Below are 15,814 nucleotides of genomic sequence, written 5' to 3' on the forward strand. Positions count from 1 at the left end.
AGTCCTCCAAACGAGAAAATGACAGACGGGCTCTCGCCAGTCTGTCATCACCCGTACCGCGGAGCGGCAGCTGTCAGCCCCCGGACAACTCCTGATGAATCCACGCATCGGTTTGCTGCCAGTGCCGGTCCCATGCTTCCTGTTCGAGCTGTGCGGGTGATTTTCCCGGCTCGGGCACAACGGCCGGAAGCGTGAACTGCGGAGGGTCGACCGTCGCCGGAGCAGGCTGGGGAGCGACCACGACCGGGCGCGGCGCATCCTGCGTGACCCACGCATCCGTTGTCGGTTGGGGCGCAACAACTACTTCCCGATCCGCACTCGGAGGAATCGTCTCGGCCGGCGGTGCCATCACCGGTGCCTGAGCAACCAGCGCAGCCGGGTCGGTCGTCACCGGTTCTACCGGGCGGGTTGCCCCGGCAAGATCTGCGTCGGTATCGCGTTGCTCGACGCTCTGCTCAGCGGTGGATGTCGAGTCACCTGGCAACGTCGCGGCAACCGCAACACCTGCGGACAAGACGCCGGCCAGCAGCACGGCCGCAAACACGAGCTTGCGTCCGGAACTTCCCGCTCGTGACGGTGTGGCGTCCACCGCTGGCGGCGTGTCGGGCGCAGAAACGACGGTCACGGGAAGGGTCTCGGCAACAGCGTCGGACGCTGGTTCGACCACCTCGACCAGGGCGGCGTCGCGCGGCTCCGACTCGTCGGATGACGGCCCTGCAGAGACAACGCCCGTCTTCACGGCTGCGTCGTCCGCCGGGGCGGATCCGTCCTCGAGGGCCAGCAGCGCAGCTCCGCGTGCCGCGATCTGATCGGCATCGCCCACCCGCACCACAGGGACGCCGAGCCCGAGAGCCAAGATGTCGACGAGGTCCCGATTGCTCGACGAGTCGCCGAACAGGGCCACGAACTCGGGCTTCTTACCGGAGTGATCCACTACGTCCCACGCCAGTGGAATGGTGCTACCGATGCGCTCGGGTGACATCGAATCGAGCTCGGCGGTCTTCGTGGGCGTGAACGACGCCTCTGCCGCGTCCGCGAGAGAGATGGAGACGCCTGCCTCGCCCATGTAATACAGGAGCACTGTCTTCGCGTCGGCGAGTTCCTTCGACTGGGCCAGCCAGCTCAGGAACGACTCGGACGCGGAACACAACGTCACGGATTCGTCGTCGAGAGCGCCGATGAAGTCGGAGCGTTCGGCCTCGGATCGATACACCACACCTACTGCGTCGACGTCGGTATCGAGACTCGCCGCCTCGGCGCGCATGATCTCGATCGCTTCGGTCAGTACGGTGGCCGCGTCGGGGTCGAGTGGCGTCGTCCGGTCGGCGAGTACCTCGCCTGAGGTCGGCTCGACAAGAATCGTCTGCATCGAGCCAGATTCGATCGCTATACCAATGGTTGCCATGGCAGTCTCCCTGTGCTCAGGGTGGAGGCACCCGACCATGAACGTCATCCAGCGGACCCGAACGACGCTCACCCTGCACGGAATTTGCTTCTGTTACCTGAACCATACCTGTTGACGGTTAAATTGGCTCAGATCGGTCTTGGAGATTGTCACAGGAATTGGAACCGGCCGTTGTTGCCGGATCCATGTTCGTTCGAGGTCTCGGCTGACGATCCGCAGGTAGCGGACCAGGTGTGGCTACCGGGTACGTCCGCCGGATAGCCTGACCGGGTGGAATCCTCTGCTCGTGCTCAGTCCTCGCGCCGTCTCGACGCCGCGCTCGAGTCGACGGCACAGACGCAAGAACTGATGCCGCGCCGTCGACCCACCCAGGAACGCAGTCAACGCAAGTTCGACGCCTTGTTGCAGGCCTCGCGCGAGTTGCTCAGCGACGTAGGATTCGAGTCGTTCACCTGCGAAGAAGTAGCCTCGCGCGCCGAATTGCCGATCGGCACGCTGTACCAGTTCTTCGCCAACAAGTACGTCATCGTCTGCGAACTCAATCGCCAGGACCTCGTCGGAGTCCAACAGGAGCTCGCCGAATTCGACGGCGAGGTGCCGTCCCTGGACTGGGTGAGGTTCCTCAACAACTTCGTCGACCACATGGCGGGCATGTGGATGACCGACCCGTCGCGCCGTGAGGTGTGGCTCGCTATGCAGTCGACGCCTTCGACGCGGGCGACCGGAGTCATCCACGAGCGCGAGTTCGCCGATCAGGTCTCACGCATGCTCGGACCGTTGACCCCGCGCACACCGCGACACCGCCGCAACCTCATGGCTCAGGTGCTGGTGCACATCGTCTACTCGATGCTGAATTTCTCGGTGCAGGACGGCCAGAGCCACGAGGACGCCGTAGCCGAACTCAAGCGAATCATGATGGCCTACCTACTCGTTGCCGAGAAGGAGAGCCGACGCTCCGGCGGATCCACCGTCGAGAGCGAAGCCTGAGTCTCCCAAAACCATAGAAAGAGGCCCGCCCGATCTCGTGGATCGGACGGGCCTCACTCGTTTCAGGACGTACTCACTCCTCCAGGATCGCCACCGCGGCAGCGATATCGCCGTCGTGCGTGAGCGACAGGTGAATCTTCACCGTCGGCAGGAACTCCTGCGCCATGCCGTGCAATTTGATGGACGGCCGGCCCCAGGCATCGTTGACGACCTCGATCAACGGGTACGGGTTGTCGCCGATCTGCGGCGGCCGAGCGAAACGCGATGTCGCCCATGCCTTCAGCACTGCTTCCTTGGCCGCCCACCGTGCTGCGTAGTGGCGGGTCGGATCGGAACTCTTCGTCGCGGCATGCCGACGCTCACCTGCGGTGAAGCTGTCGCGGATCATGGTCGTACCGACCTTCTCCATCTGCTCGGCGAAGTCGGACACCGTCACCAGGTCGAAACCCACTCCCAGAATCGCCATCAGATGGCACCCGGCAGACCGGAGGAGTAGACATCGTCCTCGCCGAGGCGAGCGGACTCGTTGAGCAACACGTGTGCCTCCAGTTCGCGCGACGCCTTGGCCGGCGTCCCGTCATGTCCCAGCCGTCGATCGTCGGGCCGTTCGTAGAGCGAGTCGCCACCGACCATGGCCGAGATCAGCCTGCGCTGACCGGCGATGCGTCGCTCGTTCGCCTTGGCGATGTATTCCGCCCGCCGCTCGGCCGGAACGGCCTCGATGAACGCCTGCGGATGCACCAGCGCGATGAGACCGGACACGTGCCCGAACCCGAGCGAGGTGAGCAGACCCGCCTTGAGCGGAACCGAGTCACCGAAGCGCAGCGGCTCCCGTGCCCACACCAGATGCTCGAAAGCGGTCATCTTGTCGTCGACGCAGTCGAGGCTGCGGTTCGGCGGGATGACACCGTTGGCCAACACCTGGCACAGGCCGATGAGCTGCCAGGCAGCCGCTCCACCCTTCGAGTGTCCGGTGAGGCTCTTCTGCGAGACCACGAACAGCGGAGCACCGTCCGAGCGGCCGATGGCCTTGGCGAGGCGAGTGTGCAGTTCCGCCTCGTTCGGATCGTTGGCTGCGGTGGACGTGTCGTGCTTGGAGATCACGGCCACGTCGTCTGCGCTGACGCCGAGTGCGTTGAGGGAGAGCGCCAATGCGGAATCCTTGCCGCCGCGACCGGCACTGAGCGCGCCGAGTCCCGGAGCCGGGATGGAGGTGTGCACTCCGTCGCCGTACGACTGCGCGTAGGCAACCACACCGAGGACGGGCAGGCCCATCTCGAGGGCCAGGTCTCCGCGAGCGAGCAGAATCGTTCCGCCGCCGTGCGATTCGACGAATCCTCCGCGCCTACGGTCGTTGGCCCGGGAGAACCGTCGATCACTGATTCCCTTGGCGGACATCGCCGCCGAGTCCGCGGTGGCCGACATGTCGCCGAAGCCGATGATGCCTTCGCTGCTCAGGTCGTCGAACCCGCCGGCAACCACCAGCTGAGCCTTGCCCAGCTTGATCTTGTCGACGCCTTCCTCGACCGACACTGCAGCGGTGGCGCAGGCGGCAACAGGGTGAACCATTGCGCCGTAGCTACCGATATACGACTGAACCACGTGCGCCGCTACGACGTTCGGCAGAGCCTCCTGCAGGATGTCGTTCGCGCGAGCGTCACCGAGCAGGGTGTCGATGTACAGCGAGCGCATGGACTCCATGCCGCCCATGCCGGTGCCCTGTGTGTTGGCGACCAGCGTCGGGTGCACCCAGCGCATCAGTTCCGACGGGTTGAAGCCCGAGGAGATGAACGCGTCGACCGTGGTGACGATGTTCCACAGCGCAACTCGGTCGACCGAGCTGGCCATGTCGGGCGAAATTCCCCACTTGGTGGGATCGAATCCGGTCGGAATCTGTCCACCCACGGTGCGGGTGAGCTTCATCTTGCGCGGGACGCGGATCTCGGTGCCCGCCTTGCGGGTGACCTGCCAGTCGCTCGAATCCGGGACCGGCGTAATCAGTGTGTGCTCGGGATCCGCTGCTGCGAACGACCGGGCATCGATCTCGGTTCCGACCACGAAGGTGAGGTCGTTGTCGAGGAAGATCGAGGTCATCAGCGGAGCGGTGTTGCCGACCATCGCGCCGTCGTCGCCGTAGGTGCGGATACCGCACTTCTCGACCACGATGTCGTGATACTTGTCGGCGATGTCCTCCTCGGGCACCAGGTCACCGGACTCGATGTCGTACCAACCGGGCTTGGGGTCGTTCTCCCAAGCGATCAGGCCGGTGTTCCACGCGAGTTCGAGAACGCCTGCGGCAGAGAGCTGCTCGTCGACCTCCATCTCGAAGCGGGTACGCGCCGAACCGTAGGGTCCGAGCTCACCTGCACCGACGATCACGATCAGGTCCTTCGGGTCGACGTCCAGGCTCGGCCAGGCCGGAGCCGTGGTCGACGTCGACAGCCGCGGCGGCGCGGGCAGTGCCGCGATGACCGAGTTGTCCACTGCCTCTTCGGTCTTCTCGGACGCGGCCGCAGCTGCGTCCCGAGCGAGCTCGACCAGGTTGAGCTTGGTGTTGGCCAAGCCGCCCGTGAGATCGGCGGTGATCGGTTCCTGCGCAGCCTGACGACGAGCGGCAGGCGTGCACAGTTCGAGCAGCTCGGTCGCCATCTCCTCGGTCGACCAGGTGCGCACACCCTCGGCCTCGACCGCCTCGACGATGGGATCGTTGCCACCCATCAGGCCGGTGCCGCGCACCCACCCGATGTGAGCGTGGGCGATGGACACCCGCTCGGCCCAGTTCTTCTCCGAGCCCCACTTGGCGACAACAGCGTCGAGTGCGGCCTTCGATTCGCCGTAAGCACCGTCGCCACCGAACATTCCGCGGTTCGGCGATCCCGGCAGCACCACGTGCAGGTGGGTGTCGATGTCGGTGTCGTAGCCGACCTTCGACAGGCCGGTGATCAGACGCTCGACCGACCAGAGCAGCACACGCATTTCCATCTCGGCGCGAGCTCCGGCGTCGGACATCTCGCCCATGACCCGAGGTGCGGCGAACGGGAACAGCATCGTCGGCGTCGTGGCGGCCTTGACCAGAGTCTTTGCGCCACCCGCAGTGTCGATGAAGTCGCTGCCGATCCACTCGATGAGTGCATCGACGTCGGTGTACGACGCGATGTTGGCCGGAACCACCCAGAGCGACGCGCCGCTGCGTGCGTTGTCGCGGTAGAGCGAGCGGTAGAACCCGAGCCGCTCGTCGTCGAGTCTGGACGTGGTGACGAAGACCGTCGCTCCCCCGGCCAGCAGCTTGGCGGTCACCGCTGCTGCGATGGATCCCTTGCTGCCACCGGTGACGACTGCGACCTCGTCGGCCCACTGGCCCTTGTTCTCGGATGCAACCGAGATGTCTGCGATGCGTCCGAAGGTCTCGGCGAGCAGCGTCCTGTTCTCGTAGTCGGCTTTGGCCTTCCACCACTGTGCCTGTGCTGCAACGGCATTGCCTGCACCGGCGAAGGACTCGACAGCGACGTCGCCTGCGGTACCGAGCCACAACCGGGCCAGATCCTCACGGGCAGTTGCCCACCGGTCGTCGATCAGCACGGCGCGCTTGGCGTCGAACGCGGGAGCGACCAGGCGAGGCCAGTCCGATCCGAGTTCGGCCGAGACCAGCTCGACCAGAGCGGCGTCGGGATCCTCGGCCAGCAGCGAGTTGGGGGCATCGGCCAGTCCGAGCTGTTCGAGAACCAACCGGGCTGCGGAGGCGAGAACGCCGTCGCGGCCGGTGATGTGCTCGGTGAACTCACCCAGAGCAGCAGCGTCGACGGTTCCGCCGGCCCCACCGCCTGCTTGCGGCATCGAGACCGCGACGCCGCGACGTGCGGCCACCGCAGCTACTGCCGCATCGATGACGTTGTCGACAGCATTGCCGTCGGCGAGAGCGCCGTCGGCCAGGCCGCCGAGTGCACCGCCGCGGACCGAGGCACCGTCACGGGTACCGAGAGCGACCTCGGCAGTGACGTGATGCGCCCAGCCGTCGCCCAGTTCCCAGGTCTTCTTGACGCGATCGGCGATCGAGGCCGGGCGTCGACCCGAGGGGCCGAAGACCTTGCGGAGGTGATCGTTGATCGAATCGCTGAGTACCGGGCCGAAGGGCTTGTAGGTACGAGCCAGCTTGTTCACCGTGCCCGAGAGCGCGCCCATGTCGGCATCGGCTGCGCCGTCGATCGCACCGAGCGAGAGCTCGGAGCCGAGGTCGACGAGCAGCTGGTTACGACGTGAGGACACGCCGTCGCACAGTGCCTCGATGGTGTCGGCGGGCCCGATCTGGTCGAGCTGCAGTTTGGTCCACAGGCCGATCAGGATCTTGGTCGCATCGGCGGCGACGAACGCGATGTCGTCGGGGCGAGGTCCGCCCGACGGTGCTGCGGCCGGAGCGGGTGCTGCGGCCGGAGCCGCCGCTGCTGCTGCAGGAGCAGCGGTCTCGGGAGCCGGAGTTGCTTCGTCCTCGTCGGCCGGAGCCGGGTCGGTGTCGGTGCCGTAGACGATCGCGGCTTCACGTTCGAGGTTGAGCACCTCGACCGGGTGACCGAAGCGGCCGGGCAGCTTGAGGGTCTGCGACGCGAGGTTGGCGACGGTCGGCGTTGCGCCGAGGCCGATCTCGACGAAGCGCTCGATTCCCATGCCGCCGTCGGACTCGTCCGCGAACAGCAGGTCCTGCGTCTCGATCCATCGAACCGGGCTGGCGAACTGCCATGCCAGCAGCTCGGTCAGAATCACGCGGCACAGATCGCTCGGCCGTGCGGCCCACGAATCGAAGTCCGCGAGAACGGTGTTCAGCGGCTCGGACGGCACCAGATCGGCGATCTCCTGGGCGAACTCGCGGTCGAGCGAGAACGGCTTGGGCACCAGGTTCGGGATGTAGCGCCCCACCAGGATCGCCGGATCGAGCTGCTCGGGCAGCAGGGTCTCGAGGCGGTTGCGGAAGTCGTCGACTCCGCCGCGCAGCACCGTCGAGTGGAACGGCACGTCGATGCCCGGCACCATGATGTAGGCGGCCTTGCCACCGAACTCTGCGCGGCGAACTGCGATCTTCTTCTCGAGCTCGCCGAGGCCGGCAACGGTGCCCGCAATGGCGTACTGCGAACCGCGCAGGTTGAGGTTGACGATTTCGAGGAACTCACCGGATTCTGCTGCGACACCGGCGACGAAGCCTTGCACGTCCTCGTCGGCCAGGCCGATCTGAGACGGGCGAATGGCTGCCATCCGGTAGTCGCTTCGGCCGTTCTCGTCACGAGGAACGAGTGCGTGCATGGCCGAGCCGCGCTGGAAGACGACCTCGAGGACGGCTTCGAGCGGAAGCACCCCGGCGACGGCTGCCAATGCGTTGTACTCACCCACCGAGTGGCCGGCGAGGATGGAGTTCTCCACGAACGCACCGGATTCGCGCAGTTCGGCAACCTGTGCGACACCGAGAACGGCCATCGCGACCTGGGTGAACTGGGTCAGGTGCAGCACACCGTCGGGATGCTTGTGCGTGACGCCGCGCGCCTTGAGCGTGGTCGGGTTGTCGCGCACCACAGCGAGAATCGAGAATCCGAGTGCGCTGCGGGTGTGCTTGTCGGCACGCTCCCACACCTCACGAGCGGCCTTCGACCGAGCCCGTGCGTCCAGTCCCATACCCGGGCGCTGGATGCCCTGGCCGGGGAATGCGTAGACGGTCTTCGGCGCAGCGGTGCGAGCAGTGGCGACCATGACGAGTTCGCCTGCGACACGGCAGGACACCTCGACGAGCTCGGCACCCTGGTCGAATCCGGTGCGGTCGACGCGAACGTCGATCTCGGCTCCGGGGCGAACCATGCCGAGGAAGCGTGCAGTCCATGCGGTGAGACGACGCGGCGGAGTCTTGGTGTCCGCGTGATCGACGGCGGTGACCGTCTGCTGCGCAGCAGCGGAGAGCCACATGCCGTGCACGATCGGGCTGCCGAGACCGGCGAGCAGTGCGGCGGCATCCGAGGTGTGAATCGGGTTGTGGTCACCCGAGACCTGAGCGAATGCGGCCATGTTGCGCGGGGCCACGATGGTGGCCTGACGGCGACGACGACGCGGGGTGTCCTTGGCGTCGGCGCTGAGGGATCCGCCTGCGCGAGCCGGATCGGTCAGCTCGCCCTTGCCGGTGCGTCCACGAATTGCGAAGCGCTCCACCAAGGTTGCGACGGAAGGGGCATCGAGACCCTCGCCGAGCATGGCACCGATCTCGACGGTGACCTCGACGACGCGGCCGAGGTCGGTGTCGAGCACCTCTCCGGCTGCGGCCTTGACCACGAGAATCGATGTGTCGGTGGGCAATTCCCCGACAAGGTTCACGCTGTGATCGAGATGCACCAGGTCGAGCATGCCTTCGATGACGTCGATGCCCTCGGCGTTTCTGGTGGCACCGAGAACCGCGAAGACGGCGGGCCAGCAGGCACCGACGAGAACGTCGGGAACGGCCTTGCCGCTGACGGTCAGGGTGTCTGGCAGACCGGAACCGGTGACGCCCGCGTGGTCGGCGATCAGGTCCGGAATCCACGCGATGTTCAGCCGTGCGACGCCACCCTTGACGGCCGGAAGCTCCTGGCCGGCAGCAACTCCGAGCAGCGCCGACATGGCCTGCTGCGCGTCCTGTGCGGTGACGACGGGAGCGCCGCCGTCGATCGTGGAGGCGGGCACCGTCAAACGGATGCGTACTTCCTTGCCGGGAGCGAGAGGAACCAGCAGCTCCACATGCTCCGCATCGAGCACGGTCAGCGAGGAGCCGGTCTGCGGATGCGAGGCGACCGAATCGGAATCGACGGTCCAGTCGGCCGGATCACCGAGGCGTGCAACGGGGTTCTGCGTCATCCGCGAGGCCCAGGTGACGTCGGGAGCTGCCAGCACGATGCCCAGCAGTCCGGGCGCGATCTCGGCGTGGCGACGGCTGGCGATGGCCGCCGGCTCGACACCCTCGGCGAGAAGCTGGTCCGCAGTGGCCTTCTCGAAGCGGTTCAGCAGTTCGCCGACCGGCTCGTCCACGCGGGTGATGCCGGCGACGGCAACGGTTCCGGGGATGATGCAGACCTGATCGGCGGAGTAGCGAGCGTCGTGTGCCTGCCACAGCGAGTCACTGCGCCACCAGCGACGCACGTCGCCGTCGACGACGGGGACGAAGTTGACCGGCTTGCCGGGCATGCGGCACAGCGAGGTGAAGAAGGTGATGTCGGCCGGGTGCAGCACCACGTCGGCGGCGTCGGGGAACTGTGCGAGCAGCGACTTCAGCGCTGCACGCGGACGTTCGAGAACCTCGGCGTCGGCGAACAGGGTGGGGATGGGTCCGCGATCGACCGGGTGCAGACGAGCCTCGGCGCGCTGCAGCATCTCCAGGAAGCGGGTGCGCCAGGTGATGTCGAGCCACACCGATTCGTGTGCCTCGGTCACGGCATCGGTGAACTCACCGCCGCAATCGAAGTCGCTGCGCGAGTCGGTGCCGATGGCCAGATCCAGGTAGCGAGCGAGCCACTGCTGGTAGGTCATCTCGGCGACGTCACCGAAGAACGGCTTTGCGGTGCCGTCGAGTGCGGCGATGATCTCGTCGCGGCGCTCGGCCACGGCGTCGGCGTTGCCGGCGACCTCGTCGAGCAGTCGGCCGCAACGCGATGCCGCGTTGTCGATTTCGTGGATGTCGGCACCGAGCTGGCTACGGCCCGAAGCCATTCCGCCGTTGGCGGTTCCGGCACCCACCCAGTCTGGAGTTCCCGGTGTGTCGACGAGAAGCTGCTTGACCTCGGGTGCCGTAGTGGCTTCGAGGGTGGCCATGGCAGCGGTGCCGACAAGGATTCCGTCGAGCGGCATCTTGGGGTAGCCGTACACGGCCGACCAGGTGCCCGTGAGGTATTCCGCTGCGCGCTCGGGGGTTCCGATGCCGCCGCCGACACAGATGACGAGGTTGGGCCGCGACCGCAGTTCTGCGTAGGTGGTCAGCAGCAGGTCGTCGAGGTCCTCCCACGAGTGGTGTCCACCTGCGCGGCCACCTTCGATGTGGACGTTGACCTGGTAGGACGGGACCTCGTTGGCGATACGGATGACGGCGCGAATCTGCGCGACGGTGCCGGGCTTGAACGAGACGTAGCTGATGCCGGCCTCGGACAGCTCTTCGATGAGGGCGACTGCCTCGTCGAGTTCGGGAATGCCTGCCGTGACGACGACGCCGTCGATGGCGGCACCTGCTGCACGTGCGCGCTGCACGATGCGGCGTCCGCCGAGCTGAAGCTTCCACAGGTAGGGATCGAGGAACAGCGAGTTGAACTGGATGGCGCGGCCGGGCTCCAGCAAAGTGGAGAGCTCGGCGACGCGATCGGTGAAGATGTCCTCGGTGACCTGGCCGCCACCGGCGAGCTCGGCCCAGTGGCCTGCGTTGGCAGCTGCGGCGACGATCTTCGCGTCGACCGTCGTCGGCGTCATACCGGCGAGCAGGATCGGCGAACGACCGGTCATCTTGGTGAAGGAAGTCTCGACCACGACGCGGCCGTCGGGCAGGGTGACCGGCTTCGGTGCAAAGGCAGACCATGCGGGCTGCACCTCGGGTGCAGCTCCGGGGGTGAGCAGATTGCGGTGGCCGCCGCGGGACGACGCGGCGATGATGCCGACGCCCTGTCCGCGCAGTGCCGGAGTGGTCATGCGGGTGAGGAGGTCGCCCGGACCGAGATCGAGGATCCAATCGGCACCGGCGTCGACAACGCCGTCGATGGCGTCGACCCAGTCCACGGAGTCGACCAGGATCTTCTGCGCGAGGCCGCGAGCGAGCTCGACGTCGAGTCCACAGCGCTGCGCCCAGGCGCTGACGAGTTCGACGGCGTCTTCGAGAGCGGGGTGGTGGAAGCCGATCTCGACCGGGAGCTGCTCGAAGACCGGGGCGAACACGGCACCGCCGCGCTTCTTGGCGTCGCGCTCACGCTCTTCCTCGGCAGCGATCTGCTCGCACTTCTCCTGAACGCGGGCCAGCTGCGCCGGCGGTCCCGAGAGTACGACGCGACGGCGGCCGTTGCGGATGGCGAGTGCAGCGGATCGCTCCGGTGCTCCGACGATCTCGAGGTCGGTGATGATGGTCTGCAGGCGTTCGGGCGCAACGTTGGCGACGGACACCATCGGCGCGCGGTCGCCGGCACCGATGATGCCGCGGCGGCGGCCGACCAGACCGGCTGCGGCACCCACGAGCTGAGCGATCGCGAGGAAGTTCGCATCCTGCGCGCCGTCCGCGGCGACGGACTCGGCAGCGATGAGTCCCTGCGAGTGTCCGACCACCTTGACGGGCGGCGTCTGGGAGGGATCGAGTCCCTGCAGCTTCAACGCGCGCAGCGCTGCGACCTGGGTGAGGAACACCCCGGGAAGCGACACCGCGGCGGAGGTCAGCGCAGCCTCGGACGGTCCGTACGAGCCGACGGTGTCGTCGTCGGCGAGATCCTGCTCGAGCATCCAGCCGATGGGGTCGAATCCCACGGAGCGAACGACCAGTAGCTCGTCGGAGACGGGCGCGAGTACGGCTGCAGCCTCGTTGACGAGATCGGTGAGTTCGGGCTCGAGTGCAGAATCGCGGGCCAGCTCTTCGAGGGAGCTGAGCCACGGTGCGCCCTGACCACCGAATGCCAGTGCATAGGGCTCGCCCGCGGCGAAACGATCTGCCAGAGTCCGAGAGCCGCCATTGCCTTTAGGGGATTTGCCTGCGTTGCCGTTGCTTCGCGTGCCGCGTCCGTGTGATGGTGTGCTCTCGTTGATCGTCAAGGCTGAAGATTCCTCTCGTGGGCGCCTCGGGGGTCGGGGCGCTCGCTGTGATGGCTGCCCGAGTGCGTCGTGGGCTTTCGCGGCAGAAGCAGTGAGCCGGTCGTCGTCGACAGGTCTCTCCGCGCTGATCAAGACTGACACAAAATCATGAGGAAATCCTCAGGTTTGCTCGGACGTCCGAGTGCTACCAGCGAGTACACCCCGTCGAGCGGTATTACTTTTTGTTTACCCAACTCGTCGGTAACCCACATTCACGCTGGCGAGAGGATCGCCCGGGCGTACAGAACATGAGGAAACCCTCGCATTTTTCGTTATATTTTCGTGATGTGATCTCGAGCACAGACACGCTCCGGGCAACCCTGTCGGTGGCGTCCTCTAGCTTCGTCACTCGAACCACCACTCTCGAGGGTGGTCGACAGAATTCGGGGGGAATTCATGTACTCATCGGTAACAGACATCTGCACGCCGAGCGAACTCGACGCAGTGTTACTGCACATCGAATCGTTTGCGTCACAATCACGTTCACCGCACTGGACACCCGGATGGCAGGGTGAGAGCGAGGTCGCGCTACTCGATGCGATCTTCTCCGCCCGCGCCCCGTACGGCGGACCGACCACCGGGGTCCGCGCAGTCATTGCGCGCTGGCGATCGCACCGTGGCGATAACCGACTCGACGACTTGACAACACTCGCAGAACTGACTTCGGATCCGGATGAACTCGTCGAAATTCTGTCCAACCGTCAGTTCGTTCCGGGCAACAGTCGAACGAAGGCGGCGGCCGCAGCCGTGGCGGCGCACACGTTGATCTCGGTGGGGTTGAGCTGTTCGACCGACTTCGAGCAGCACACGAAGGAACAGTTCGACGCTTTCCGCGCGATCCCGGGTCTCGGCGAGACCACCTGGGAATGCATGCTCCTGCATCTCGGGGTGCGCACCGACAAGGCGACCGGACATCTGAACTCGTTCGTCGCCGACGCTCTCGAGCCCCTCCACCAGAACCTGGCTGCTGGAATTGCCGAAGAACGCTCCCCCGTGATCCTGACGGCGGCGGCGAACGCGCTCGGCACCGAACTCGCCGTACTCGAGCATGCCGTGTGGCGATATCAGCACACATCACGCCGGACGAAGCAGCGTCAATCCGAAGCGGGACTGCGATCGGCGGGCTGACCGCGAGACATCAGCGCCTCCACGCCGTCGAGAATGCACTCCAACCCGAACCGGTAGGCGTGCACCGGGTCGCTGGCGGCGTCGTACGACGCCGCCGCGGCCGTTCCGACCCGAGACGACACCGGAAAACGCTCACGGTCCATCACCCGTTCGACGATCGGCGCAGTGGCCGACCACCATTGGGCGTCGGTCATTCCCGACTGTTCTCTCACCCGCGCGACGCCGGCGAGGGCACGCGCGGTACCGGAGACGTGTGTGAGTACGAGGGTGAGGACGGAGTCGATCTCGACATCACTCAGGCCCGTATCGACCAAGGTCCGCAACTCGGCCTCGTACTTGTCGTTGGTGTGCGGACCCAACACCGGCCGCGCGCCCTCCGCGTCGAGCAGCCACGAATGACGTTGATACAGAAGCCAATTGCGCTCGGCTACGAACCGCAGCGCAGGACGCCACCCGCCGGGGACGGAGGACGGCTCGTCGACATGTGAATAGAGACCGGCGAGAGATTCGTCGATCATCAGATCGGCCAGCTCCTCGCGACCGGGAACGTGGGTATAGAGCGACATCGCACCGACACCGAGATGTTCGGCCACGTTGCGCATCGACACGTACTCAAGTCCGTGTCCATCGGCCAGTTCGATCGCGGCACCGACGATCGCGTCCACGCTCAGCCCTGTTCGGCTCGGCTTCGCCCCCACTCGCCACAGCAACTCGAGGATCCGCGCTGGGTCGAACGAGTTTTCCTTCTTCGCCACGCGCCGAGCCTAATCGGACGTCGACCCGGCTCGAAGAACCGCGTCGCACGCACCGGAGCATCGGTTGTAGACTTCACCGGCACGCGCGAGTGGCGGAATTGGCAGACGCGCTGGATTTAGGTTCCAGTGTCTCAGGACGTGGGGGTTCAAGTCCCCCCTCGCGCACAACGGTCGTTCGACCCGGCTTCTCCCCAGACTCCCAGGTTCCGACGCGTGAAGGTGGCTCGTATGTCCAGCGATCTCGACAACGACGCAATTTTCGCCGAGATTTCCGAAGAACGACGCTCCATCGCGCGCACTCTCGAGACCTTCACCCCGGAACAATGGGACACCCCGTCGCTGTGGACGCCTGGACCGTGCGCGACGTCGCCGCCCACCTGGTGGTCCCGTTGATCGTCCCGCTCTGGCAATTCGGCCTCGCCATGGCACGGACCCGAGGCAACTTCGACCGGGCCAATCAGCTGATGACCCAGCGTGTGAGGCGCAAGCACGGCGACGAACTACCCGAGCTCCTCACAGCGCACGCGGACAAGAAATTCACCCCGCCGGGACACGGGCCGATGGCTCCCCTGTCCGACGTCATCGTGCACGGACTGGACATGTGTCGGCCGCTGGGCATCGAGCACCATGTTCCCGACCACCGCATGATCACGATGCTCGATTTCCTGGTGCCCGCGACCGGTGCGGCAACCGTTCAAAGGACCTGAGCTTCGACTGCAGTGGCGCGCAACCGATCTCGACTGGACCCGCGGCGACGGCCCGATCATCGAAGGGTCGGCGGGCACGATGGCACTGGTTCTGACCGGACGCAGCAGCGCACTCGCCGACGTCACCGGCCCAGGTGCAGACCGACTCGCGGCGGCGCGGGCGAGTCGACGACGATCGTAGAGAGACCAGGGCCGCTCATGGTGAGAATCACCGCGAACGTGCACCACGCGACTACCTCCGGTAGTAGCACCTCCGGTACCGTCGAAGCGTGACCTCCTCCCGCCCGAACCGTCGACCTGCGTTGATCGCGCTGGTCGTGGTGGCAGCGGCCGTCTGCCTCGGCCTCGGATGGTGGCAGTGGGAGCGCTTCGAGGCCGTCGGCGGCAACGGCCAGAATCTCGGGTACGCGTTCCAATGGCCGTTGTTCGCAGCGTTCGTGGTCTACGCCTACCGCAAGTTCGTTCGTCTCGAGGACGAGGATCCGGACGAAGCCGCGGCTGCACGTCCCGACGGTCCCACCGAGGTGCCCCTGGACCTGCTTCCCCAACGTCATGCCCCGGCGGCGGACTCCAGCGACCTCGACGATCCCGAGGCTCGGCAACTACTCGAGTACAACAGCTACCTCGCGGAGCTGAACGAATCCCGCGGGACCGACAGGAGCACCACGTGAGTTCGGCACCGGAAAAGGCGCAGGCGTCTGCGAACAAGACTCAGAAGATCGCGTCCGCGCTGTTGCGTTATCGCGTTCTGGCCTACGCCACCGGCATCTGGTTGCTGGTCCTCGTGACCGAAATGGTCGCGAAGTACATCTTCGAGGTCGAGAACGTGCCGAACTGGATTGCCGTCGTACACGGTTGGGTCTACCTCGTGTACCTGATCCTCACGATCGACCTCGCGATCAAAGTGCGCTGGCCCGCCGGCCGCACCATCGGAACACTGCTCGCCGGCACCATCCCGTTCCTGTCGTTCTACATCGAACACAAGCGCACCAAGCAGGTCAAAGCCGACTTCGCCGTGTGAC

11 protein-coding genes and 1 tRNA gene are annotated in these 15,814 nt (G+C 66.0%); 8 read left to right on the forward strand and 4 right to left on the reverse strand.

Features of this window, described 5'->3' with window-relative positions:
* Nucleotides 1–73 precede the first annotated feature (73 nt).
* A complete protein-coding gene (locus AC5WEY_RS19430) occupies nucleotides 74–1,405 on the reverse strand; it encodes a hypothetical protein (protein ID WP_495647138.1) in 1,332 nt (443 codons plus the stop codon).
* Between the two features lie 348 nt (nucleotides 1,406–1,753).
* On the opposite strand from AC5WEY_RS19430, the gene AC5WEY_RS19435 reads away from it, so the two are divergent.
* Entirely contained in the window at nucleotides 1,754–2,392 is a 639-nt protein-coding gene (locus tag AC5WEY_RS19435) for a TetR/AcrR family transcriptional regulator (RefSeq protein WP_442970970.1), read from the forward strand.
* A gap of 73 nt (nucleotides 2,393–2,465) precedes the next feature.
* Here the strand turns inward: AC5WEY_RS19435 and acpS are convergent, their stop codons facing one another.
* Both acpS and AC5WEY_RS19445 read right to left on the reverse strand, forming a co-directional pair.
* On the reverse strand, nucleotides 2,466–2,858 hold the full coding sequence (gene acpS / locus AC5WEY_RS19440) for a holo-ACP synthase AcpS (RefSeq protein WP_008715184.1): 393 nt from the start codon (nucleotides 2,856–2,858) through the stop codon (nucleotides 2,466–2,468).
* Nucleotides 2,858–12,163 (reverse strand): fatty acid synthase subunit beta domain-containing protein, encoded by a 9,306-nt coding sequence (locus AC5WEY_RS19445; RefSeq protein ID WP_495647139.1) that lies wholly within the window; start codon nucleotides 12,161–12,163, stop codon nucleotides 2,858–2,860. Before AC5WEY_RS19445 ends, acpS begins: the two co-directional genes overlap by 1 nt.
* A 435-nt stretch (nucleotides 12,164–12,598) precedes the next feature.
* Between AC5WEY_RS19445 and AC5WEY_RS19450 the strand changes: the two genes are divergently transcribed.
* On the forward strand, nucleotides 12,599–13,330 hold the full coding sequence (locus AC5WEY_RS19450; RefSeq protein WP_495647140.1) for a DUF8548 family protein: 732 nt from the start codon (nucleotides 12,599–12,601) through the stop codon (nucleotides 13,328–13,330).
* Here AC5WEY_RS19450 and AC5WEY_RS19455 read toward each other — a convergent pair.
* On the reverse strand, nucleotides 13,297–14,085 hold the full coding sequence (locus AC5WEY_RS19455; RefSeq protein WP_495647141.1) for a TetR/AcrR family transcriptional regulator: 789 nt from the start codon (nucleotides 14,083–14,085) through the stop codon (nucleotides 13,297–13,299). The two genes, AC5WEY_RS19450 and AC5WEY_RS19455, sit on opposite strands and share 34 nt — an antisense overlap.
* Before the next feature lie 83 nt (nucleotides 14,086–14,168).
* On the opposite strand from AC5WEY_RS19455, the gene AC5WEY_RS19460 reads away from it, so the two are divergent.
* The 6 genes from AC5WEY_RS19460 to AC5WEY_RS19485 all read left to right on the forward strand — a co-directional run bounded on the left by AC5WEY_RS19460 (nucleotide 14,169) and on the right by AC5WEY_RS19485 (nucleotide 15,813).
* A tRNA-Leu gene (locus AC5WEY_RS19460) sits at nucleotides 14,169–14,250 on the forward strand.
* 63 nt (nucleotides 14,251–14,313) lie between these two features.
* Nucleotides 14,314–14,478, forward strand: coding sequence for a hypothetical protein (locus tag AC5WEY_RS19465; RefSeq protein WP_495647142.1), 165 nt, complete (start codon nucleotides 14,314–14,316; stop codon nucleotides 14,476–14,478).
* Nucleotides 14,427–14,792 (forward strand): maleylpyruvate isomerase mycothiol-dependent enzyme family protein, encoded by a 366-nt coding sequence (locus tag AC5WEY_RS19470; protein ID WP_495647143.1) that lies wholly within the window; start codon nucleotides 14,427–14,429, stop codon nucleotides 14,790–14,792. Before AC5WEY_RS19465 ends, AC5WEY_RS19470 begins: the two co-directional genes overlap by 52 nt.
* A complete protein-coding gene (locus AC5WEY_RS19475; RefSeq protein WP_495647144.1) occupies nucleotides 14,767–14,973 on the forward strand; it encodes a hypothetical protein in 207 nt (68 codons plus the stop codon). Before AC5WEY_RS19470 ends, AC5WEY_RS19475 begins: the two co-directional genes overlap by 26 nt.
* Nucleotides 14,974–15,061: 88 nt before the next feature.
* Complete coding sequence (locus tag AC5WEY_RS19480) at nucleotides 15,062–15,463, forward strand: hypothetical protein (protein WP_057478119.1); 402 nt, start codon at nucleotides 15,062–15,064, stop codon at nucleotides 15,461–15,463.
* Nucleotides 15,460–15,813, forward strand: a complete 354-nt coding sequence (locus tag AC5WEY_RS19485) for a DUF3817 domain-containing protein (protein WP_495647145.1) — start codon at nucleotides 15,460–15,462, stop codon at nucleotides 15,811–15,813. The genes AC5WEY_RS19480 and AC5WEY_RS19485 overlap by 4 nt, the downstream gene beginning before the upstream one ends.
* The last annotated feature ends 1 nt before the right edge of the window (nucleotide 15,814 follow it).

Source organism: Rhodococcoides sp. S146-33 (genome assembly GCF_059489205.1).

What these genes read in the sequence shown, in the direction of transcription:
- AC5WEY_RS19435 (WP_442970970.1), top strand. Translation starts at nt 1,754, where the DNA reads ATGCCGCGCCGTCGACCCACCCAGGAACGCAGTCAACGCAAGTTCGAC.
- AC5WEY_RS19450 (WP_495647140.1), top strand. Translation starts at nt 12,599, where the DNA reads ATGTACTCATCGGTAACAGACATCTGCACGCCGAGCGAACTCGACGCA.
- AC5WEY_RS19430 (WP_495647138.1), bottom strand. Translation starts at nt 1,405, where the DNA reads ATGGCAACCATTGGTATAGCGATCGAATCTGGCTCGATGCAGACGATT.
- AC5WEY_RS19465 (WP_495647142.1), top strand. Translation starts at nt 14,314, where the DNA reads ATGTCCAGCGATCTCGACAACGACGCAATTTTCGCCGAGATTTCCGAA.
- acpS (WP_008715184.1), bottom strand. Translation starts at nt 2,858, where the DNA reads ATGGCGATTCTGGGAGTGGGTTTCGACCTGGTGACGGTGTCCGACTTC.